This window comes from Streptomyces kanasensis (assembly GCF_043077165.1).
In the GTDB taxonomy this organism is placed as follows: Bacteria; Actinomycetota; Actinomycetes; order Streptomycetales; family Streptomycetaceae; genus Streptomyces; species Streptomyces changanensis.
The window spans coordinates 193,395-214,877 of the sequence record NZ_JBIBSF010000011.1 but is presented as its reverse complement, the minus strand read 5'-3'; the positions used below and the strand labels follow the sequence as shown (position 1 = coordinate 214,877).

15 protein-coding genes and 1 pseudogene are annotated in these 21,483 nt (G+C 72.4%); 8 read left to right on the top strand and 8 right to left on the bottom strand.

Annotation, left to right across the window (positions count from 1 at the left end):
- Positions 1-69: 69 nt before the first annotated feature.
- Positions 70-4,074: an nSTAND1 domain-containing NTPase gene (locus tag ACF053_RS25900; RefSeq protein WP_391956169.1), complete on the bottom strand. Its 4,005-nt coding sequence runs from the start codon at positions 4,072-4,074 to the stop codon at positions 70-72.
- Between the two features lie 250 nt (positions 4,075-4,324).
- Here ACF053_RS25900 and ACF053_RS25895 point away from each other — a divergent pair, with 250 nt between their 5' ends.
- The 3 genes from ACF053_RS25895 (at position 4,325) to ACF053_RS25885 (ending at position 6,464) form a co-directional block, all read left to right on the top strand.
- Positions 4,325-4,921, top strand: a complete 597-nt coding sequence (locus ACF053_RS25895; RefSeq protein WP_391956168.1) for an RICIN domain-containing protein — start codon at positions 4,325-4,327, stop codon at positions 4,919-4,921.
- 26 nt (positions 4,922-4,947) lie between these two features.
- Entirely contained in the window at positions 4,948-5,490 is a 543-nt protein-coding gene (locus tag ACF053_RS25890; protein WP_391956167.1) for an RICIN domain-containing protein, read from the top strand.
- A gap of 356 nt (positions 5,491-5,846) precedes the next feature.
- On the top strand, positions 5,847-6,464 hold the full coding sequence (locus ACF053_RS25885; RefSeq protein WP_391956166.1) for a DUF1707 SHOCT-like domain-containing protein: 618 nt from the start codon (positions 5,847-5,849) through the stop codon (positions 6,462-6,464).
- A gap of 118 nt (positions 6,465-6,582) precedes the next feature.
- Here the strand turns inward: ACF053_RS25885 and ACF053_RS25880 are convergent, their stop codons facing one another.
- The 4 genes from ACF053_RS25880 to ACF053_RS25865 form a co-directional block, all read right to left on the bottom strand.
- On the bottom strand, positions 6,583-7,179 hold the full coding sequence (locus ACF053_RS25880; protein WP_391956165.1) for a hypothetical protein: 597 nt from the start codon (positions 7,177-7,179) through the stop codon (positions 6,583-6,585).
- A gap of 683 nt (positions 7,180-7,862) precedes the next feature.
- On the bottom strand, positions 7,863-9,320 hold the full coding sequence (locus ACF053_RS25875; protein WP_391956164.1) for a family 43 glycosylhydrolase: 1,458 nt from the start codon (positions 9,318-9,320) through the stop codon (positions 7,863-7,865).
- Between the two features lie 487 nt (positions 9,321-9,807).
- Positions 9,808-11,118 (bottom strand): hypothetical protein, encoded by a 1,311-nt coding sequence (locus ACF053_RS25870; protein WP_391956163.1) that lies wholly within the window; start codon positions 11,116-11,118, stop codon positions 9,808-9,810.
- 824 nt (positions 11,119-11,942) lie between these two features.
- The gene (locus tag ACF053_RS25865) at positions 11,943-12,611 is read right to left on the bottom strand and encodes a hypothetical protein (protein WP_391956162.1); all 669 of its coding nucleotides are present in this window, start codon (positions 12,609-12,611) and stop codon (positions 11,943-11,945) included.
- Between the two features lie 552 nt (positions 12,612-13,163).
- Here ACF053_RS25865 and uppS point away from each other — a divergent pair.
- From uppS to ACF053_RS25840, 5 genes are all read left to right on the top strand, one after another.
- The gene (uppS, locus tag ACF053_RS25860; protein WP_391956234.1) at positions 13,164-13,850 is read left to right on the top strand and encodes a polyprenyl diphosphate synthase; all 687 of its coding nucleotides are present in this window, start codon (positions 13,164-13,166) and stop codon (positions 13,848-13,850) included.
- A complete protein-coding gene (locus tag ACF053_RS25855) occupies positions 13,847-15,313 on the top strand; it encodes an oxygenase MpaB family protein (RefSeq protein WP_391956161.1) in 1,467 nt (488 codons plus the stop codon). The genes uppS and ACF053_RS25855 overlap by 4 nt, the downstream gene beginning before the upstream one ends.
- Positions 15,314-15,955: 642 nt before the next feature.
- Entirely contained in the window at positions 15,956-16,567 is a 612-nt protein-coding gene (locus ACF053_RS25850) for a lytic polysaccharide monooxygenase auxiliary activity family 9 protein (RefSeq protein WP_391956160.1), read from the top strand.
- 277 nt (positions 16,568-16,844) lie between these two features.
- A complete protein-coding gene (locus ACF053_RS25845) occupies positions 16,845-17,912 on the top strand; it encodes a ferritin-like domain-containing protein (RefSeq protein WP_391956159.1) in 1,068 nt (355 codons plus the stop codon).
- Positions 17,913-18,277: 365 nt separating this feature from the next.
- Complete coding sequence (locus ACF053_RS25840; protein ID WP_391956158.1) at positions 18,278-18,898, top strand: hypothetical protein; 621 nt, start codon at positions 18,278-18,280, stop codon at positions 18,896-18,898.
- Between the two features lie 541 nt (positions 18,899-19,439).
- Here ACF053_RS25840 and ACF053_RS25835 read toward each other — a convergent pair.
- The 3 genes and pseudogenes from ACF053_RS25835 to ACF053_RS25825 all read right to left on the bottom strand — a co-directional run bounded on the left by ACF053_RS25835 (position 19,440) and on the right by ACF053_RS25825 (position 21,470).
- Positions 19,440-19,939, bottom strand: a pseudogene (locus ACF053_RS25835) (GNAT family N-acetyltransferase).
- A gap of 242 nt (positions 19,940-20,181) precedes the next feature.
- On the bottom strand, positions 20,182-20,571 hold the full coding sequence (rbsD, locus tag ACF053_RS25830) for a D-ribose pyranase (RefSeq protein WP_391956157.1): 390 nt from the start codon (positions 20,569-20,571) through the stop codon (positions 20,182-20,184).
- Positions 20,568-21,470: a ribokinase gene (locus ACF053_RS25825; protein ID WP_391956156.1), complete on the bottom strand. Its 903-nt coding sequence runs from the start codon at positions 21,468-21,470 to the stop codon at positions 20,568-20,570. The genes rbsD and ACF053_RS25825 overlap by 4 nt, the downstream gene beginning before the upstream one ends.
- Positions 21,471-21,483 lie beyond the last annotated feature (13 nt).

Here is a 21,483-nt window from a genome sequence, read left to right as displayed (position 1 = left end):
GGCCGGCCCGGGCAGTCGAGCGGCGCCTGCGCCGACCGCGGCGCCCCACGGACCGGGCCGCCGCCGCGCTCAGCACACGCGCCGGTAGGGGACACCTGGCAGGTAGGTCCGCCATTCCGTCGGCGTGAGGGTGCCACCAGCCCGCCGGCACACCTCCGTGACGGCCCGTTCGGGGTCGACGTCGAATCTCTGGACGGGTACGTGGGCACCCGACGCGTACAGGGTCCTGCCGTCCTCGTCGAAGGCGAGGGAGAGGACGGCGTCTCCCGCACCGGGCAGGGCGGTGCCCAGGGGCAGCTGTGAGGCGACGTCCCACAGTCGGATCGTGCCGTACGATCCGGCCGCGGCCAGGGTGGACCCGTCGGGCGAGAAGGCGACGGCGGTGGTCTGTTCGGGTTCGCCCGGCAGGCCCTTGGACAGGCCGCCGGACAGCAGTCCCAGTGAGGTGCGCAGCCGCCCGTCCCAGAGGGTGATGTCGCTCTCCGACTCGACCACGACGGCGCGGTCCCCGGCGGGGCTGAAGACCGTGGTGCAGGCGCAGTTGTCCAGCGCCGAGCGTTCGACGTCCTCCCCCGCGGTCCTCACGAGGGCTCCCGCGTCGGTCAGGACCGTGCCGCCGTCGGGTGAGAGGGCGGACAGCGCGCCTCCTCCCCCGAAGGCGGCGTCGCTCCTGCCCTGGCGCAGGACGCGCAGCTTCCTGCCGTCGGCGGCGTCCCGGAGCGTGATGCCGTCGTCCATGTCGGTCGTCGTCAGCAGCGTCCGGCCGTCCGGACTGAGAGCGAGTCCGGTGAACGTGACGTCCGGGGACGGGACGGTGACGTCGGTGAGCCGGCGGTTGCGGACGGTGTCCCACACGGTGACGCGGGTGGGCCGGTCCGGGGACTCGTCCGGAGTCCAGCCGAAGGCGAGGCGCCGACCGTCGGAACTGAGCGACAGCAGCAGGGGGGCCTCCCCACTGGCACCCGTCGACACTGCGGCCGGGAGGGTGGTCCGGTGTCGGCCCGTGCGACCGTCCAGGACGGCCAGGCGCCCGGCACGCAGGACGGTGACGACGCTGCCGTCGGCGCTGTGCACGGCTTGGGTGACCGCGGTGCCCTGCCGGGGGGCGGACAGCGCACCCCCCACGTCGAGGCTGTGCACGGTCTGCGTGCCGTCGGCGCTCTGCGTGGTGTACCGCAGTGCCCGTGCCCGTACGTCGATGCGCACGTCCTCGGGCTGGTCCTCCGCCAGGGGGTGCCGGAACACCGGACCGTGGGGGCGGTCCAGGCGCCACAGCAGGATGTCGCCGGAGCCTGCGCCGGCAGCGAACCTCCCGTCGGGGCTGAAGGCGAAGGCCACCGGAGCGACCTGCTCCAGCCTGGGCAGTTCCTTGCCGGAGGTGACGTCGATGCGCCGGAGGCCGTGGTCGTCCTGCAGGGCGACGGTCCGGCCGTCGGGGGTGAACGACGGGGAGAGCTCATCCCCGCAGTCCGGTTTGCCACGCCAGCCGGTGTCCGCCCGGCGGTCGGTGCGCAGGTCCCACAGTTCCAGCCCGTCCGGCAGGCACAGGGCCAACAACCGGCCGTCAGGGGAGACGTCGCCCGCGGCCGAGTCCTCGGCTCCCGGGTACGCGCGGGCGAACTGCCTCGTGCCACTGGGGACGTCCCACACTTCCACGCGGTCGCCGACGTGGAAGAGGACGGAGCGTCCGCTGGAGCTGAACCCATGGGCGAACGACGCCGGCGCGGACGCCAGGTCGGCGCCGTCCACGCCTGCGCCAACGCCCCCGTCCACGCCCACGTCCGCGTCGGGTCCGGCGGTCAGGAGGTGGCCGGGTCCGATGGGCGGGCCGTGGTAGCGCTGGGCGCGCACGTCCCACAGGCGCATCTGCGCCGTGCCGGTCTCCGTCCCGACCATCGTGTAGCGGCCGTCCGGTGAGAGCTGGTGGCCCAGCGCGAACGTGTCCGCGTCCGTCGGTCCCCGGTGGGTGGCGGTGACGCGGCGGGTGTGGAGGTCCCACAGGACGAACCCGTCCCCCCGGGTGGTGAGCAGCGTCCGGCCGTCAGCGCCGAGGAGGTCGGTGTCCGCTGAGCTTCCCGGAGGGGTGAACGGGGGCCGTTCGTGCTGTGCCAGGGCGCCGAGCAGGGCCGAGTGTGTCTCCGGCGTGCGGCTCAGTCGCCAGGCGGCGACGCTGAGGAGCAGGGCGGTCCGCGGCTGGGAGGGGCGGAGGCTGTCTGCGGTCGTGGCGGCCCGGCGTGCGGCGGCCGCGACACGCGCCTCCTCACCGTCGCGATTCTGCTGCCACGCCATAGCGCCGCCCGTCACGGCGAGGACGAGCAGCAGGACGGCGGAGGTGACCAGTCCGTGGTGGCGGCGCCGGTCCCGGGCGCGGGCGGTCCGGCTGGTGTCGAGGAACTCCCGTTCCAGCCGAGTCAGGTCCTTGCCGCCGAGGTCGCCGCCGAAGGATTCCTCGGCCTCTCCGAGGCGCACTCCGCGGTACAGCGCTCCGCTGTCGCGTCCCAGGTCATGCCAGGCCACGGCTGCCTGCGTCAGGCGGCGCAGGATCCGCAGCCGGTTCCGGTCGTCCTCGATCCACGCCGCGAACCGGGGCCAGGCGGTGATCAGTGCCTCATGGGCGAGGTGGACGGTGGTTCCGTCCAACGTGACGAGCCGGGCGCGGGCCAGGCGCTCCAGTACCGCGTCGATCTCGGCGGCCCGTTCGACGCGACCCGTCTCCAGTTCCGCGCGGTCCACCGGGCGGCGGGTGTCGGCCGTTCCGTCACCGGGGGCGACGAGCCTGAGGAGCACGAACCGGGCCAGCTCCGCCCGGTCGGGGGACAGCCCGGCGTACACGTCCTCGGCGGTCTGCGCGATGGCGCCCTCCAGCCCGCCTGCGGCACGGTACGCCTCCTCCGTCAGGACGCGGCCCCGGCGCCGGCGCCAGGTCTCGCGCAGCACGTGCGACAGGAGCGGCAGGCCGCCGGGGGTGCCGTGCACCTCGTCGACGAGTCGGGCCGTGAGGGGCCGCTCGACGATGAAGCCCGCCGCCTGCGCCGGCCGGACGATGACCTCCCTCAGCTCCTCACGGGTCATGGGACCGACGGGGACGGTGGAGGTCCGCAGTGCCTCGGCCAGAGCGCGGTGCTCCACGCACCGGCCGTAGAAGTCGGCGCGCACGGCCACGACGACCCGCAGCCCGCTGTCCGGCCGGCACGCCGTGAGCAGCCGGTCGATGAACGCCGCGCGCTCGGCGGCGTCCGGGCAGAGCGTGAACAGCTCCTCGAACTGGTCGACCACGACCAGGGTGTCCCCCGTCCCCGGTCCGCTTCCGGAGCCGGTCCCCCGCCCGGATCGCGGCCCCCGCACCGGCCCGGCCCCGGGACCCCCCGCGTGTACCTCCGGTCCTGCCCCGGAGCCGCCGGCCCTCACGGCCGGCGCCACCTCCGAGCCCGCGGCCGGTACGCCCGGCACCGTGCCGGAGCCCCCGGCCGGCACGTCCTGGTGCTTCCCGCGCGGTCGCAGCACGTCGGCGTGGGCGGTCATCGGGTGCTCGCCCGGGGTCAGGATGCGTATCCCCGCCAGCCGCACCCTCTCGCCACCGCCGGCGTCCCCGCCCCGCCGCAGGGCCGGGATCAGCCCGGCTCGCAGGAGGGAGGACTTGCCGCTGCCGGACGCTCCGAAGAGGGCCGTGAAGCGATGCCCGGCCACCGCACGGCACAGCGCCGTGGTGAGCTCCGCCCGCCCGAAGAACCGGTCGTGGTCCCCTGGCTCGAAGCGGGCGAGCCCCTGGTAGGGCGGCGGCGTGTCGTCGTCCTCGGCCGTCCGGGCGGCCGCCTCCTCGCGTGTGGCGTGCCACCGCCGCTCCCACTCCGCCCGGTCGCCGCCGCACGCCTCCACGTACGCCAAGGTGACCGCCAGCGATGGCAGGGCCTCTCCGGCGGCGGCCTGCGACAGGGACGTCACCGAGTAGTGGGCCCGGCGTGCCATCTCGCGGTACGTCGGTCCGCCGGCCTCCCGCCGCAACGCGCGCAGCTCGTGTGCCAGGCGCTGTACCGGCCCCGCGGCAGGATCGACCGGTGTCTCGCGGCGTCCCATACGTGTCTCCCCCACCCCCGTGCCGAGGAGCCCCCCTCGGCCTGTTCCCTCGCCCCGTCACGTTAGGAAGCCTCCCCCGCGCCGTTCAAGGCGCCGCCCCGGGCCGGCGACCGGGGCGTTCGTCTTTGTTCGGTCCCAGGGAAGGGGCCTGCCGAACAAACGGCACGGCTGGTGGACTCGGTCCCGCCGGCCCGCTCCGGGGCGGCACACGAACGGGCCCCGGTGGGGCGCGTCCAACGGGAGGACGAACATGAAGTGGAGCAGTAGGCGCTGGGGGGTGGCGGTCGTGTCGGCCGCCGTCGGCGTGGGCCTGACCGTGACGGCCCCGGCGGGGGCGTCGCCGAAGGAGACGCCCGCCACCGCCGTCGCGGCGGAGGCGGGCACCCGGCCGGCCGTCACCGGGCCGTCGGCGGTACGTGACGGTGGGGTCTGGTACTTCAGGGCCAAGCACAGCGGGAAGTGCCTCACCGTCCACGGGGCCAGCACCGCGAGGGGCGCGGCAGTCGACCAGTACACGTGCCTGGGCCGGGCGAACCAGCGGTGGCGGTTGCTCCACACGAACCAGTGGGGGCTCGCCTACATCGTGTCGGAGAACGGCGGCAAGTGCCTGGACGTGCAGGGCGGCAGCAAGGCGAACGGCGCCAAGTTCATCACCTGGGACTGCAACAGCCGAAAGAACCAGACGTTCCACGTGCGGAACCTCACCGGTCACATGGCCATCAAGCCCCTGCACATCTCGACGAAGTGCCTGGACATCCCCGGCGCCTCGCAGAAGAACAACACGCGCGCGGTGCTGTGGTCGTGCAAGGGAGTCGCCAACCAGCAGTTCAAGCCGGTCCGCGCCTGACCACCGTTCGGAGAGGACGAAGAACCATGATCAAGCGTGGCCCCCACCTGCTCGCCGCACTCGCCGTGGCCGGCACTCTCACGACCGTGGCGCCGGCCTCGTCGGCACCCACCGCGGTGACCCCCGCGAGGGCCGCGGCGCCCGCCAGGGCCGCGGCGCCCATTCCCGGAGTGCACGAGATCCGGCCCGCCCACGTGCCGAACATGTGCGTCACCGTGCACGGCTGGGACACGAGCACCAAGGCGAAGATCGACCAGTGGACCTGCAAGGGGCAGAGGAACCAGCGCTGGGCGTTCGTCCAGAACGACGTCCGTTACTGGATCAAGTCCGAGTCGAGCAACAAGTGCCTCGACAGCGGTGACGGCAAGAAGGGCCGCAAGGTTCTCCAGTGGACGTGCCACAGCAAGCTGAACCAGGCGTGGCACCCCGTCGCCCGAGGCAAGGGCCTCTTCCAGATCCACGTCGGCACCATGTGCCTCGATGTCGAGGGCGGCAGCAAGAGCAACGGCGCCCGCCTCATCCTGTGGAAGTGCAAGAACGTCAGGAACCAGCTCTTCCAGCTGAAGTAGCCGGCCCCGGCCCGGTAGGGCCGACGCCGTAGGAGCCCGTTCCCGCACGCCGGGAACGGGCTCGCCGGCATCCGACCGGCCGCCGCGTCCGCAGCAGTACCCGAGCAGGACGGACTTGCGGCCGCCGTCAAACGCCCCGGCCTCCCGACGGAAGCCCGCGCAGCAAGGCACCCGGTCACGTCCGCCGACTCCGCGCGCCGGCTCACGATGCGCAGGCGCACGTCCGTGGGAAGCAGCGAGGACAACGGGTGCGTTCATCGGCACCACCTGGGATGTGCCGTCTCGGCCCGCCCGTCGCCCAGTCCGCCCGATCCCGGTCCGGTCACCCTGTTCGCCGGCCGCTTATCCTCATGGCCATGACTACCCAGCCTCCGGAGCCCTCTCCGCGACCCGCCCCGTCGGGAGAACTCCGCGCCTCTCACGACGACCGGGAGGCAGTGGTGGAGCAGCTGCGTGATGCGGCAGCCGAGGGGCGAATCGATTTCGGTGAGTTGGATTCCCGTCTGGAACAGGCGTTGACGGCCAAGACCCACGCCGAGTTGGCCGTCCTGACCGCCGACTTGCCGAGGCTGACCTCCCCTGAGAACCAGTCCCCACTGGTACTCAAGGGCGGCCTGTACGGCGCGTCTCGCGGCCCCGGACGCTGGGAGGTTCCCGGGCACGTGATCGCTCGCGGAGGCCTGGGGGGTGTGAAGATCGACTTCACCCGGGTCGAGTGCCGCCGCACGGAGGTCACGGTGGAGGCGTACGGGGAGACGTCCGGTGTCACGATCGTCATCCCCGACGCCTGGGCTGCAGACACCAGCGGCATGGATCCCGGCGTCGGCGGCCTGACGGACAAGACCACCCCCGACCGGCTCCCGGGGACTCCGTTGATCCGGCTCACCGGGTCCGGCGGCGCGGGAGGAGTGGCGATCCGCCACCCCGACCGCCGGGAACGGCGCAAGCTGCACGACAACCCGGCGCAGGGCTAGGTCGCGTCCGCGGCGTCGGGGCCGTCGGAGTCATGGGCAGGCGGGGGTGGCCAGGGCCTGGCGTGCTCCACCACGTACGAGATACGCGCACCAGCAGACGGGCTGTGAGCCAGTCACGTCATCCCGTGGGCATGTCGGTGACGGGACCGTGAACCTCCAGGACGACGGCGGTGCCGGCCACGCTTCGGTCTTCGTGCATGGTGATCCGCCGGCCAGGCTGGACGTGCGTCCAGTGGGAGGGAGTGAGGGGCACGAGGCGAACCGTGGCCCGCCCGCCGGGCTCCGGCATGGGCGTGTTCTCCACCCAGAGCGAGGCGATACTGACCGCACGTCCGCCGGTGGGCGAGAGGTGTCCGATGTCCCACATGGGTCGCAGAACACCGGCGCCTGGGATCGGCGTCGTGCGTCGCGCCTCGGCGGCAGGACGGAGCGTCAGGTCTGCGCGGATCACGCCGTTGCGGATCTCGGAGCACCGCCAGTGGCACCAGGCCGCGCTCCGCTCCAACCGCAGCTGCTCAGCCGCTTCGGCGAGCCGCTCCCAGAACGCCAGAGGGAGCGAGCGACCGTCCCCGAGCTCCTCCAGCAGGCCAAGGGCGATCTCCCACTCGTCGTGGACGAGGTAGTCCCAGATGTCTCGCACCGTGATGTCGTCACCGGTGGCGGTCTCCTCCGGAACCAGCAGGGACACTGATCGGAGCAGCTCAGGGACGTCCATGCGCCTATTGTCGATCACCTGAACCCTTGGCACTCCAGCCGTGGATCGTGATCTGGCCTGTCGCCCCTGGTCAGCGGCCACCCCTCTGCCCGGCGTCATCGCCTGCCATTGCCGCAGCCGTGCCCCGACAACGAACGGCTCGTCAGGCCCCGGCTCCACGGGCTCGGGTGCGCACCGCTGGATGAACCACGTCGGCAGCAGCCGGCTGCGGCCACCGCTCACCCGCGGGCCGGTCGCCTGTCCGCTCGACCACGCGCGTCAGCACCGTACGCACATCGGCGACGACCTGGGCGGGGTCCCCGGCGGTGAACCAGGCCCGTACGAGAAACGACCGCTCCCGGCCGTCCTCGGCTCTAGGCCCGGACCGGAGGCGCCGTAGCCCGCCCTCACGGTCTCCACAGCGAAGAAGTGTGCACCGGCACCGACTCCGCCACACGGCCGGCGAGACCGCCGGCTTCGGCGCGGGCTCGCGACGGGGTCCCCCGAGGGCTGGGCGTCACGTCGTGCCGCCAGCCCTCGGGGGACATCCCCGCGTCCGGAGCCTGCCGCCTCGCGTCGTGATCACCGGTCAGCAGTTCCTGCACCCCACCGCCGGGCCTCGGCCGTGCGCGACCAGTGCCGGGCCCGTGGAGCCCCGTATGCCTCCCGCGTGAACGAGCCCGCCGGCGGCGAGGGGAACGAGGTCAGGCCGGTTTGAGCCGCCACTGCTGGCAGCTGTTGCCGAGCCAGGTCCACTGGCGTACGTCGGCTCCGTCCGCTGTCGAGCAGTCGGCGACGTCGGCGACCTTGCCGGTGGCCTGGTTGGTCAGGCGGATCCAGCCTGCGTCGGTGGTGATGAGGCGGAACCTCTGGCAGGTGTTGTCCAGCCACGACCACTGACGCAGAGCCGCGCCGTCGGCGGTGGAGCAGTCGGCGGTGTCGAGGACCTTGCCGCTCGCCACGTTCACCAGGCGGCTCGTGTCGTCGGCCCGGTCCTCGATCCGCCACTTCTGGTCGCTGCCGCCGTCACAGCCCCCCTGCCGGACGTTGGCGCCGTCCGCGGTCGAACCGCCCGCCACCTCAAGGCACTTGCCGCTGTTGCGGTTGGTGAGGGTGTACGCCGTCGGGGTGACCGCGCTCTCGCCCGAAGGGCCGGGCAGGGTGGTGCCGAGAGCGACCGGCTTCCCGAATTTCGGGGTGCCGTCGGCGTTCCAGGTGAACTTCTGCGCCCGCGTCGTACGGCCGTTGTCGCAGCCGTCGGAGGCCGAGTCGTTGGCGTGGTAGACGATCCAGTTCTCGGTCCCGTCCGGTGACGTGAAGAAGCCGTTGTGACCGGGTCCGTACACGCCCGCCGCGTCGTCGCGCTGGAAGACGGGCGTGGACTTCTTGGTCCAGGAGGACGCGGCGAGCGGGTCGGGGCCGGTGAGTTCGAGCTGCCCCAGCTTGTAGTCGGGGGTCATGCAGCCGCTGGCCGAGAAGATCACGAAGGTTCTGCCGCCACGCTGGAGCACCTCAGGGCCTTCGTTGACGTTCGAACCCACCTTCTCCCAGGCGTGGGTGGGGGACGAGATGGTGGTGAACGCGCCGCTGACCGTGTAGGGGTTGGACATCGGGGCGATCAGCACGTTCTGGTTGCTGCCCTGCCAGGCGCTGGCCAGGAGATACAGCTTGCCGCCGACCGTCATGACGCTGCCGTCGATGAGCCAGCCGCTCTGCGAGGAGTGCTGCAGGCGGCTCTTGTAGTGGTAGGGGCCCTGCGGGTCGGACCCGCTGCTCTCCAGGACGTGCATGCGTTGCGAGCCGAAGTCGGTGCTGTCCTCGCCCGCCGTGTAGTAGAGGTACCAGCGGCCACCGGCGAAGTACAGTTCCGGGGCCCAGATGTTGCAGCAGCGCGAGGCGTGGTCGGCCTTGCCGTCCCACACCTGCACGCTCGGCGCGGTGGCGAGCCCGGCCAGGGTGGGTGACTTGCGCATGGTGATGACGTGGGTCCAGCTCGTCGTCACCAGGTAGTAGTTGCCCTGGTGGTAGGAGATCCAGGGGTCGGCGCCCTTCTGGGCTTTGATCGGGTTGGTGTACGGGCGGCCTTCGGCGGCGGGCGCGGCCTGCGCCACGCCGATGCCGAGGAGGAGGGCCGCGAGCAGGGTCAGGAGGCGACGGGCCATCCGTAGCTCCAATTCGAGGGGTCGACGCCGGACTTGTGCGTGCCGCTGTCCTGGCTGTCGTGGCAGTGGTGACGGCTCACTCCGGTCTCCTTTCGATGGTGGGGACCGCCGCCACAGGTTGTCCGATATGCCGAACGGCGATCGTGTCATCGGACGAGACCGTAGAATCGAAGCGCTTGCGCGTCAACGGTTCACTCAGACTTCGTCCGCCTGCCCGCCCGTGTTCCCGTACGCCGTCCTGGCAGGAGCGACTGGGGGAGACACTTCCGATCCCTTCTCACCGCGAACCGTTGCCGACCTGCGGACGTACCGAGTGAATGCCCGACCGGCCCCCTCGGGACGGAAGGCGGTACGCGGCACACGCGAGGGGCGGCGGCCGGGCGGCACGTGACCGGCAACCCGGCGGAGATGCGGCCCGCCCCCGTGACGGCCCGGCAGGCAAGGGACGGCACGGCGACCACGGCAGCCGGCTTCCCCGGTGGGCCGCTCAGCGGCCGTCTGCGGTCGACGGGAACAGAGAGCACAACCTGCGCTGCGACGTGCGGACCGTACCCGTGGGGTCGACGTCGACGGTCTCCACCCAGAGCGTGGCGCCGTCAGGCAGCGAGGAGGGGGCGGCGGCGTTTCTACGGCCGACCCGGTCGACGAAGGCGTCCAACGCGTCGGAGGACGACTCCGCGGCCGAGTACTCCCGCGACAGGCCGGAGGTGGAGCAGTTGGCGACCTCGGGGGTGGGGTAGATCTCGGAGCCGTCGGGGGAACGCAGGGTGACCACGGACGCGGGCCGGTACGCAGCGGCGAACATCGGGAGGTTGGAGAAGGGGTAGACCCGGTCATCGAAGGCGAGGGAGAGCACGGTCGCGGCGGCGAACACCATGACCGCCGGGGCTTGCGGGCCGAGGCCCACCCAGGGGCCGCCGACGAACGGGAGCGGCAGCATGCCCAGCGCCACCAGCATGGCGTTCTCCCGGAAGTCGACCGACAGAACCCACAGCGAACCGAGGTGGAACAGCAGCAGGCTCCCGCAGATCACGGCGCGGGGTGCCGGGCCCAGGACCGCCAACGGGGTCGAGAGTTCCAGCAGCAGTACGGCCCACAGGGTCACGACACCCCAGCGCGGCCGGCGTGCCAGGGCCCAGCCCGGACCGGTTCGCGTCACCGCCTTGCCGTCGCCGGCCTCGAAGCGGGCGAAGAGCGTGACGTAGAAGGGGAAGAGCCGCGGATCGGGCCAGCGCAGGCCACGCTTGCGTACCTTGGAGACGGCCGACACGAAGTAGTGCGCGGGGATCGCCCCCCACAGTCCCTGCGCCATCCAGACCGTGGTCCGATGCGAGGTGGCGCCGTACCCCGCGGCTGCGGCACACAGCCCGGTGGCCGTGATCGCCAGCGCCGCCATCCCCAGCAGGTGAAGGTGGTGGTGAACTGTGAAGTGGCGTCTGCCGTCGTCCTCTTCGGTGACGGTCCCGGCGAACTCCTGCGACAGGTAGACCGTCGCCAGGAGCAGGAAGCACACCGTCATGACGGCGACGGCGACCGGGGCGAGCACGTTCGCCGCGAAGGCGCCGCCGGACAGCAGCACTGCGCAGCACAGTGCGACACGGGCCCAGGCGGGAGTGAGGAAGCCGCCGAAGCGAGCCCCCACCGTGCCTGCCCGCCAGCTGGAGGCGGTGTTCAGCTCTCTGAACGGTCCGGTCGATGCGACAGCGAGGATGATGGCGAACAGACTTCGGAAGAACAGGTCGGACGTGGAGTGCGGGGCGTTCCAGGAGTGCTGCCAGGCGGCCCAGTCGAACAGCATGTGTCTGCCTTCCGTACCGTCGGGGGGCGAGGGTCGGGCCGACCGGGCCGGCTGCCGCGGCCCACGCCGTCTTGGACCAGAAGGTCGGAGCGGACAATGTGGTGGGCGAGTCTGGCCTGGCCGCCAAGGCCGTCGGCCGTCTTCTCCGTGTGGGTGGCCGGGGCGCGGGAGTCCGCTCTCAACGCATGGACATGCTTACCAAGTTGACTGCCCATCCTGCCGCACTCGGCCTTCCTCCCACCCGGGCCGAATCGGTCACGATGCTCACCGCCACCCGGGAGGGTGACCGCCGCTTGGAGTTTCCGCCGCACCAGGAACATGGCTTCGCCGTGTGCCGGGCGGTGCCGACAGAGATGCCGGAGCCGGCCGCGAGTGGGTTCCGCGGACAGGGGCTTGCGAGGAAGACCAGCGGGACGTCCTCTCGATGCGCAACCGCAGGATGTGCGCCAGCTGGTGAGCGACCTGGATGTGTTGTTGCCCCGCGCCTTCCACCGGCCTGGGACGCTCCGTCGCAGGTCACGCCCGTTCGGGAGGGAGGCGAGGATGAGGGCTGCAGCCTTGTCACCGATGAGTGAGCGGGCCGGACCGTGGGCCGCCCCGGTCACTGCGGGGCACCCGGATCGCTTCCGGCGGCAGGCGGCCCTGGGAACGGACAGGCGGCCCGCAACGGACGGTGGCGGCGCGACGGACAGTGCCGGCGCGAGGGACGGTGGCGGCGCGAGGGACGGTGGTACGGCGGAGGTGGGAAACCAGGCGGTCCGGGGCTGGGTGGCGGGGAACGGGGCGGGCTTCCCCCAGCCCGTGGTCAAGCCCTTGGTCCTGGCTCAGGGTCGCGCGTACCAGCCGTTCTCGCCGCTGCCTTCCGACGGGTCGTACGACTGGTGCAGCCCGAGCAGCGCGGCCACCAGCCGAGGGTCCCAGCTCCCGTCGAGGACCCGGTACTCGTCCGCGACTCCCCGGAAGACGAGGCTCGCCCTGCGTGAGGAGTCACGCCAGATCACCCTGCGCGGCTTGCCGAAGGCGTCGTCGCCCTCGCCGAGCAGGGACAGGACCAGCCACACCAGGCTCACCGGCAGACCGACAGGCCACCACACCACCCACCAGAACAGGCGCCCACGGAAACCGCGCACGGAGTGTCCGGTCACCGACTCGACGGTCCAGCGCGCGCGGGCGCCACGCAGGGCGAGTCCGCGCCGGTACGTGATCCGACCCAGCGGGACGCCGTATGGGTCGTCGACGCGGTACACGGCGGGACGTCCGCTCACGGGCGAGCCTGTCTCCTCCGTCGACACCCGGGCGATCACGGTCCGGCCCACATCGAGGATGTCGAAGGTACGGGTGGAAGGGTGCGCGGCGCCCCCGTGGCCACCGGGCACGCGGTGGAGCAGTCCGACGGTGGCATCCCCTTCGCGCCCCGTGCCGTCGCCGTTGCGGACGACGACCGGCAAGGGCGTCCCGTACCGCACGTTGTACGTCATCCGCCCCTGGGCCACGCTCTGTCCTCCCCCGCGTCGCCGCACGGCGGCGTTTCCGGCCCTCATGATCTCATTCGCCGCGCGGGAGACCTCCGGAGGCCCTGCCCCGGTCGGTTTCCTGCCGCGCCTCACGAACGACCGTGTGGGCTCATCGCGCCCCACCAAGCCCGCACGCCCACACCAGGGAGCGCCGCTCCCAGCCGGCGGGCCGGTTGCGCCCGTCCCTGCCGGCTGCCCGGTGCCGACACGAGGGACTCGGACGTACGGACCAAGGGTGACGGTCACTTGTTTCGGCCGGTCAGGCCCTTTGGGACTGCCAGACTCCCCGAAGGAGCGCCCGGGCGACGCGTGGGCGAGGGGGACGGGCGAGAGGGGGTGAGCGTGGCCGAACGCGGTACGACCGGTCCTGCCGCTCCGGTCGGGACGGGGTCAGGTGTGACGGACCACGGCGTCCCGCGCGCACGCGTGGCGACCGAGGACCGGCCGGACGGGCGGCAGTGCGGTGACGGGCCCGGCGAGCAGCGGGACGACGGACCGGCGCGCGCGGTGCCGCGGCACGTGGCCTGCGTGATGGACGGCAACGGCCGCTGGGCGCAGCAGCGTTCGCTCCCCCGCACGGCGGGCCACCAGGCGGCCGAGACCACCGTCATCGACATCATCGAGGCGGCCCGCACCGCCGGCGTCGAGTGGCTCAGCCTGTACGCCTTCTCCACCGAGAACTGGAACCGTCCCGGCACCGAGGTCGACTACCTGATGCGGCTGGTCCGCCGGGTCGTACGGAAGCACGCGCCGCTGCTCCTCGCCCGCGGTATCCGCTGCCGCTTCCTCGGGGTCGCCGACCCTCGCATCCCCCGGGGACTGGCCCGGGACTTCGACGACCTGACGACGCTGACCGCCGACAACCGGGGGATGACGCTGACCGTCGCCTTCGACCACGGCGGGCGCCGGGACATCGTCGAGGCCGCGAGGTCGCTGATCCGCAGCGGGACGCCCGCCGACGAGGTGACCGAGCGGCTCTTCGCCGACCACCTGCCGTTCCCCGACACCCCCGACGTGGACCTCGTCATCCGCACCTCCGGCGAGCAGCGCATCTCCAATTTCATGCTCTGGCAGGTCGCCTACGCCGAGTGGGTCTTCCCCGAGGTGCTCTGGCCGGACTTCCGGGCCCCCGACTTCCTCGCCTGCCTGCACACCTACCGGCGCCGCGACCGCCGCTTCGGCGGCGTGCCGCCCTGGACGAACGGAGACCCAGCATGACCATCGGAACCACGGGAACCGCCGACGAGCCGCCCCTGTTCGGCCCGGGATCACAGTTCGCCACCTTCTTCGACGACCCGCGCTGGGCGCTGGCCGTGATCCGCGCCACCGTGCTGGAGGCCGCTCACCCGCAGATCGGTGCCGCCCTCGTCGACAACTCCACCTTCGTCGCCCATCCCTGGCGCCGGCTGCGCAACACCTTCCTCAGCATGCGGCGCATGTTCGGCAGCGACCCGGCGGTGCGCGAGCGGGAGGCCGCCCGGCTCAACCGGCTGCACGCGCGCATGAGCGGCTCCGACTCCCGCGGCCGCGCCTACGACGCGATGGACCGCGAGGTCCGCGCCTGGGTGGTCGCCACCCTCTTCGAGAGCGCCGTCACCATGTGCAGGCTGAGCGGCCAGCCGCTCGACCAGGACACGATGGAGCGGATGTACGCCGAGTACCGCGCGTACCTCGCCGCGCTCGACGGCGACGCCGGCGAACTCCCGGAGGACCTCCATGACTTCTGGCGGTACTTCGACCGGGTCGTCGTGGACGAGCTGGAGAACACCGAGGCGGTCCGCATCATCCTCTACCGTCTCTTCGACCACCTGCCCGCCCCGGCGCTGCTCGACGGCGCGCCGACGCTGTGGGCGGCCGGCCGGGCCGTCGCCGGACCGCTCCTCGGCGCGATCACCGTCGCCTCGCTCCCCGAGCCGTACCGGCGCCGAGCGGGTCTGCCGGAGATGCCCGGCGCCCCGACCCTCATGCAGGGCGCCTACCTCGCGGCCGGGCTCGCCCGCTTCCTGCCCGAGGGCTGGATCAACGCCGAGAGCATCATCGACGCCCTCTCCCTCTCGCCCGGCAGCGACGACCCTCGCGCCCGTACGGTCGCCGCCCTGCGCGCCCGCATGAAGCGGGCCTCGGCCCTGCTCCGCCTCCTCACCCCACTGGGCGACGCCGACCTCCGCCCCGACCCGGCACCCTCAGCGGGCACGGGAGAGGCCCGACGCTCGGCGGAGGCGTTCTTCCGCCAGGTGCTGGACCAGACCGGCGACGGCCACCTCGACTGGCCCGACCTCGCCGCCATGGCCCGTGAGCTCTCCACCCGCCTCGACCTGGACGAACCCGAGGAGACCCGGCTCTACGACGCCTTCGCCGCCTGGTGGCGCGAACTCCAGGCCGCCCTGGACACGGACGGCGACGGCCGCGTCAGCGCCGACGAGTACGCCGCCGCCGTCCCCTCCCTCGCCGGCCCCGCACTCATCCGCGTCGCCGAGGTGCTCTTCGACGCCACCGACAGGGACGGCAGCGGGAGCATCGACGCGGACGAGTACCGGGCCCTGTTCCGCACCGCCTTCCACCGCGACCTCACCGTCACCGACGGCGCCTACGGCCGGAACGCCTTCGTGGGCGACTTCGTGTCCTTCATGTCGGGCCGCCGCACGAGCACCCCGTACGACCCCCTCCTCGCCGACGCCTAGGTCCTGTCCGGCAGGTCGTCCACGCGGTCCGAGATCCCCCGCAGTGCCGGAGGCATGACGGCACTCGCATCCCTCACCTTCGTGCGCCATCGTGGGCGGTCCCGGCGCCAGCCGGCCGGGCTCGGGCCGGACAGCCCCGGCAGGCCGCCGCACGGCGGGGGCCGGCCGAGGGCTGCGATCGACAGGCCGTCGGAGCCGGAGCCGAGCAGCCGGATCAGCGTGCCAAGATCATGTACAGGATGGCGGTCGCCGTCACGCTGATGAGCAGCGAACCCAGACAGCCGACCCGGTTACTGAAGAAGAACATGGCGCCCGCCTACCCCGAAAACGCCCGGTAGTCGCCGAACGGGTCGACGGCCCGAAGCAGACCGCGCGGCAACCGGACGGCTCCGCGGGGGAGGCGGTCGGCGCAGCAGCGCGAGCATCGGTGCACGCTCCCCCGGCCCGGCTCGGCCAGCACTCCGGAGGCCGACGACACTCCCCTTTTGGTCACGCTCCGTAAAAATTCCATGTACGGAGAGTAGCATTCGGTGACCTCGCGCTCACGCCGTGGCGAAGCGGCCGCTCTGACGCCGCGCGCCTCGCCGCCTCGTGAGCGGACACCACCGATGCCCAACGCATCGACGGAGAACGGAGAAAGACATGGCCACGGAAGATCGCGTGGAGGCCGCTCCACGGCACGGGTGGATGACGCACCCGCGCTCCCGGGCGGACATCGCCTTCAACGGCGGCTGGCCGTCCAGCGGGCTGGAAGCGGGCAAGTTCTTCCCGGCGACCCAGGTCGGGATGGCCGACCCGGAGGTGCCGACGGACACCCCCAGCGGACCCAAGCCGGTGCCGCCGGACGGCCGGATCGCCAGTGGCGGAAGCGAGCCGGCGGCGGCCAGGCTCGACGAGGTGCGCGACTGGCCCAAGAACGACCTGCAGTCAGGCGCTGAGGTTCCGTTCCAGTGGAACTTCACGATGAAGCACCGGACACGTCGCTTCAACTACTTCGTGACCAAGGAGGGCTGGGACCCCGCGGCGCCGCTGAGCCGCGACCAGTTCGAGCCCGTGCCGTTCGCGACGTACAAGCCGTACGGCGACATCCCGCACTGGGAGATGCCGGAGGCCCCCCATGACCCGAACCTCGACAAGCCGCACACGATCAAGCTGCCGGCGCGTTCCGGCTATCACGTGATCCTCGGCGTGTGGGAGGTCGCCGACACCGGCCACGCCTTCTACCAGGTCATCGACGTGAACTTCACGCGGTAGGCCCCACCCGGAGCACCTGCCCGCCGCCGGCAGGCAGCCCCGCGTCCCGCGCGACCCGCCCGGGACGTACCGATACGGCCGAATGCCCGGCCGGTGACCCGAGCGTCCAGGCGACCGCCGGCATCTCGCGCGGCGGTTCCCCCCGGGAACCCCCTGGTCGTCTGTACGCGCGTCACCGGCCCGGCACGCACACGGCAACGGATCGGCGCCACCCGCAAGCGGACCTGGCGCACACCACACCCGAACGCAGTCCACCAGTGAACCCGAAGGGCATGCCATGACCACAGTTCTCGCATACGAGAGCAACGCCATCGTCGAACTGATGGAGGTCCGCCCCGTGGACCGCGACGAGGCCTGGCTCAAGGACGCCCTGCAACAGGCGATCATGGTGGAGATCGCGACCATCGGCCCTTATGCGAGTGCCATGTGGTCGATCAAGGAGGGCTCGGGGCCGGTCTACGACACCATCCGGAGGGTCATCTTCGACGAGATGAGCCACATGGGGCTGGTGTGCAACATGCTCACCACCATCGGTGGCTCTCCGATCCTCGCCGACCCGAACGTGGCGCCGAAGTACGAGTACCCGCTGCCCGGTGGCGTACGGCCCGAACTGACCGTGTTCCTGGAGGGCCTGAGCAAGGACTCGGTCGAGATGTTCTCCGAGATCGAGCGCCCGGACCACCCCGTGGCCGAGTTCGAGACCTTCACCTCGATCGGAGCCTTCTACACCGCGGTGGAGGAGGCGTTCGAGGCGCACCAGCACCTGATCAGGGGCACCCGGCAGCTCGCCTACTCCATGACCCATCACGGACAGGGCAACGACATCCTCCCGCTCGACAGCATCGAGAGGGTGCGCGGCGCCATCGAGGTCATCAAGGAACAGGGCGAGGGCACCTCCGCCTCACCCGAGAACCCCTTCCCCGGCAAGGAAGGGGAGCTGGCGCACTTCTACGCGTTCCGGGAGCTCTTCCACGGCAGGAAGCTGGTCAAGGTCTCGGAATCCCCGGACATGTGGGACTTCACGGGTGACGAGGTGCCCTTCCCCCCGGCCCACCCCATGGGCAGGGTTCCGCGAGGCGGGTGGGTCAACGGCGGCGAGAACGCGCCCGGTCCCGAGGTCCAGCAGGCCCTCGACCTGTTCAACAGGGAGTTCAGCTCGATGCTGCGGGCGCTGGAGAAGGCGTGGCAGACGGATGACCCGAACGCGGCCAAGGCCGAGGTGGGGAAGGCCGTGGGCCACATGTTCCAGATGGGCCCCAAGGCGCGGGCCCTGATGGAGCGGGAACTGCCCGACGGAAGCGGCAGGACGTACGGCCCGGAGTTCCTGTACGTCGAGGGGCCGTGAACACACCCAAGGGTGACGAGTACACCTCGGTCCGGCGCGCAGCCGGTCGTACCACCGAGCGGTTGTGAGGTCGGACCGCTGGCTGCAACGCACCTACGTCACCACCGACCTGCGCCGCTCCCGCGACCACCGCCCCCCCCCACGACGGTCACGTGCTCACCCGCTGACCGGCCCGCGAAGAGGGACGAGGGCCGACAATCCGACGGCCGGCGGGGTTCCCCGGCGAAGGACCGACGTGGGACAGACGGCGGAGCGGGCGCCGGACAGCGGTCCGGACGGGAACGACGATCGGCGGCAGCGGGCGCCGGCCCTGAGGCACGGCCCGCGCCGTGGGCGCCCCACCTCGGCGCACTACCCTTTCGATCATGCGTATGAAGATCATGGCAATCGTGGGCGGCGTGCTGAGCGTCGGCGTGCTGGCCGCCGGGTGTGGAGGCTCCGAGACGAAGAGCGCCAAGCCGGAGCCATCCGTCAGCCGGCTCCCGCACAAGCTGGACCGTCCGGCTCCCAAGCCGGAGGGCGAACTGCAGCCGTCACCGGCCGCTGACGCGCCGTTCGCGGCGAACCTGGAGTACGAGCTCCGCAAGAAGACCCTCACCCTGGCGAACGCCACGGGTGAGGTCACCGCCAAGTGCCCGGCGGACGTGGGCTCGAAGAAGGGCACCACGGTCGTCTGCACGTCCAGCTACAAGGGCGCGGAAGTGGAGTGGGACGTCGCCATCGGCGACAAGCCGGGCTGGTCGGAGAACTACGTGGAGTTCACGGCGACACCCCGCAAGGGCATCATCTCGAAGGAGGGCGTCCAGCGGATCATCTTCGGCAACGGCGGTGACTCCTTGGCCCACATCCGGTGCAACGACATCCCCGAGGCCGTCGCGGTGCCCATGGGGCCCACCCCGTACACCTGCCAGCAGGTGATGAAGGACGGGCAGGTGTACTACCCGCAGCCGATGCGCGCCACCCCGGACGGCCCCCGGGCGTACTGATGCCGCGGGCGGGGTCCGTGGGACGGCGTGGGGACACGTCCGCGTTCGAGACGACGGCGTTCCACCCGGGGACCGAGCGGCCGGGACCGCGGCCGTGGCCCGGGGCGGGCGCCGTCGCCGCCCACCCGCTCGTCGCGTGACGCGGGACCGCGCCTGGGGATCCGCTGCTCACGGGCGCGGGTGCGCTCAGGCAGATCGGGGGCTGACCGCAGTGGTGGCCGGCTCGCACCGGGCTTGGTGGCGGCGACGCCAGTGGGACCGTCCGGGCCGGAACCTGCCGTGAGTGCGCCGTCCTCTCCGACCGGCCGGTGGCGGTGGCCGGCGCCCCGGCATCCCGACACCCCGGCATCCCGGTGCTCATGCGGGCCGCCGGTTCCGGCGCGGTGGCGAACGCGTGCCGGGCCTCGGCGCCGACGCCCGGCAGCGGACGGGCCGGCCCGTCCGTGAGCGCCGGGATGGGGAAGCCCGCGGTCCCCTGCCGCGTGCCCCCTCGCCGCGGCGCCGGAGGCGGCACCGGCACCCCACGGCGCGCAGGGCGTCGTCAGGCCGGGTCCCTCCTGGGGTCGACGGTCCAGTGGTTGGCCTTGAAGGCCCGGCCGGCGAAGAGCGGAAGCCGACTGAGCGGCAGATGCCGTTCGACGCGGCGTTGGTCGTGGCCGGGAAGGCGTGCACCACTCCCCAGCGGTTCCGGTCCCGGGCCTGCTCCAGGAGGGCGCGGACGGCACGCTTGCCCCATCCTTGCCTCTGGAACTCCGGAAGGGCCATCCAGCCGATCTCCGACAGTGGTCCGTCGTCCTCGCCGTGGCCGGCGTCATGGGACCAGAGGGTCACCGTCCCGGCCACCTTCTCAGGGGTGGCGGGGTCGGGGACGATCATCTTGATCCAGGCGAGGTCGGCGCTCGCCTGCTCGGTGTCCCGGCGGACCTTGTCCGTCATCCCCTCACGCGGCAGCGGCCCACCGAGGCCCGCCATCATGACGGGATCGCACCGCATCCGGACGTGGACATCGACGTCGCCGGGTGAGACCTCGCGCAACTGCACTGGTTCCTCCTCGGGTTCACGCGCGATCGTCGCACGGCACCGATCACGCGCGGACCTCCCGTACGTCCGCCGGGCCGAGGTGGCGCGTCGTCGACGGGTCGGCAGGCAGGGCGGGCATCGGGTCCCCGAGGGCGGGACCGCGGCGAGGGCTGGTGCGATGCGGCAACCGGGCCCGGGTGCCGGCCGGACGGGCGCGACCACGCCCGCCCGGGCCCGGGCGCGGCGGGGCGAGCCCGGTGGTCTCAGAAGAAGACGCCGCAGCGCAGGAGCACGTTCGCGTACGGCCGTGCCTCGCCCGTGCGGACGACCAGCCGGGCCCTCGCCGACAGCTCCTTGAGGCGCTCGTGCGGGACGAGTTCCAGCGCGGGAAAGCAGCCGTCCAGCAGCTTCGCCGCCTGCGGATTCGCCCGCCGTACCTCCTCCGCCGCCGTCGCACCCTCGACGACGAGCTCCGCCAGCAGCCCCTCCAGTACCTCCGCGAACGCCGGCACCCCGGCCCGGAAGGCCAGGTCCACCACACGCGGGCCGTCCGGTATGGGCATGCCCGCGTCGCACACCAGCACCTCGTGTCCGTGGCCCAGTTCGGCCAGCGCGCCGGCGAGGTGGCGGTTGAGTATTCCGGTCCTCTTCACCGGGCGGCGACCTCCGCCGCCGTCGGGAAGGACGCCTGCGCGCCCTCCTTCGTCACCGTCGCCGCTCCGACCCGGGCCGCGTACGCCGCCGCCTGGACCAGGGACTCGCCCGCACCGAGCCGGTAGGCCAGCGCGGCCGTGAACGCGTCGCCCGCGCCCGTCGTGTCCACGGCGTCCACCTCCACGGACGCGACACGGCTGACGCCCTCCGCCGACGCCACCAGCGCGCCCTGCGAGCCCAGCGTCACCACCACCGACCGCGGCCCCTTCGCCAGCAGGTTCCGCGCCCAGTCCTCGGGAGCGTCCCCGACGGCGGAGCCGCCCAGGATCACCTTCGCCTCGTGCTCGTTGACGATCAGCGGGTCGCAGGCCGCCAGCACCTCCGGCGGCAGGGGGCGCGGCGGTGAGGGGTTGAGGACGAAGCGGCTGCCCGGCGCCAGGTTCCGCACGACCTCCACGACGGTCTCCAGCGGGATCTCCAACTGCGCCGAGACCACCCGGGTGCCCTGGAACAGGCTTGCCGCGGCCCGTACGTCCTGCGGGGCCAGCCGGCCGTTCGCGCCCGGCGAGACGACGATGCTGTTGTCCCCGGACGGGTCGACCGTGATCAGCGCGACGCCGGTCGGCGCACCGCCCACCACGACGCCCACCGTGTCGACGCCGGCGTCACGCTGCGAGTCCAGCAGCAGCCGGCCGTGCGCGTCGTCGCCGACCCGGACCAGCAGGGCCGTACGGGCACCGAGCCTGGCGGCGGCGACCGCCTGGTTCGCGCCCTTGCCGCCCGGATGGACGGCCAGGTCGGAGCCGAGCACGGTCTCGCCGGCAGCGGGCCGGCGTTCCACTCCGATCACCAGGTCGGCGTTGGCCGAGCCCACGACCAGGAGGTCGTAGTCGTACATGCGTTGTCTCCCC